Genomic DNA, 1201 nt, shown 5'->3' with positions numbered 1-1201 from the left:
GCGAGGGCGCGGCGGGCGTCGGGGTCGGCGGCGAGGGCTTGGGCCCGGGCGATATAGGCCTCGGGGCTGTTGACCAGCAGATCTCCGAATCCGAGGGATTGCACCAGGAACTGATCGATCGAGCGGGTCGAGCGGCGGCGCAGGGTCACCGGCGGCACGCCATAGATCAGCGCCAGATGCGTCATCGTCGCCCCGCCATGCGGGAAGGGGTTCAGATAGATGTCGGCGCAGGCCAGCGCCGCTTCGGCCTCGGCCACGCTCAGTTCGCCCAAGACCCGGATCCGGGCGGGGTCGAGCCCGGCCTCGGCAGCGGTCAGGGCCAGCTGCGCGTTGAAGGCAAAGGCCAGACTGCGCGCCGCCCAGCCCGGATTATAGGGCGCCAGCAGCAGCACGCCGTTCGGGATCCCCGCCACCGCCCGCATCATCGTCAGCAGGCTCTCATGCCGCAGCTTTTGCGACGAGCCCGCGTTCATCAGCACGACATCGGTCTCGCTCAGGCCCAGAGCCGCGCGGTCCAGCGGCGGATTGGCGCGCGGATGCAGCGAGGTCAGGTAGTTGATCACCGGCCCCGGCGCGCGCAAGAGCGCTTCGCCCTGCGCCGGGGCGGGCAGCTCCTGCGCCGGATCGTCGCTGGCCCCGGTCAGCATCGCGTCAAAGGAGGGGTATCCCAGCCCCATCGGCAGATGCGAGTTCAGGATGATCTGCCGCGGCGCCACCCGGTGGAACAGCGCCAGATCCAGCGGGTGCAGCCCATAGGTGGTGGCATTGGCATAGAGGAAGACGTCGAGGTCATCGGCCAGGATCTGCGCGCGGATCCCGGCCGGGTCGCCGGGCAGGCTGCGGCGGTGGGCGATGGCCTGATCAAAGAGCTGATCAAAGGCCGGGTCCCGGCTGACGACACGGTCCTGAAAGCCGACGGAATAGGCAAAGACTTCATAGCGTTCGGGGTCGAAGGCGCGGAAGAAGGCCACCACGGCCTCGCTGTCGGGACCCTTCTCGAAGGTGCGGCACAAAATGCCGATGCGGCGGCGCGCCGTGGCGGGGCGCAGGGTTTGGCGCGGCTGACCGCTCTCGAGCGCCAGATGCGTGAGCACCCGGTTGCGGGCGCGGTGCACCGCCCCGAGCGGCACCTCGACCAGCAGGAGCTGGCCGAGATCCATGCCGGTGGCCAGCCGCTGGAAGCGACGCAAACGGGCCGCGT

1 protein-coding gene is annotated in these 1201 nt (G+C 69.9%); it reads right to left on the bottom strand.

The window, feature by feature from the left end; genetic code table 11:
• Positions 1 to 1201, bottom strand: a 1201-nt coding sequence (locus tag ACEN2S_RS22985; protein WP_441870965.1) for a hypothetical protein, incomplete at both ends; no start/stop codon positions are given.

It is taken from the genome of Phaeovulum sp. W22_SRMD_FR3, from assembly GCF_052113705.1.
GTDB lineage: Bacteria > Pseudomonadota > Alphaproteobacteria > Rhodobacterales > Rhodobacteraceae > JBGQOG01.
The sequence above is the reverse complement of the archived record's forward strand: the minus strand, read 5'-3'. Positions and strand labels throughout refer to the sequence as shown.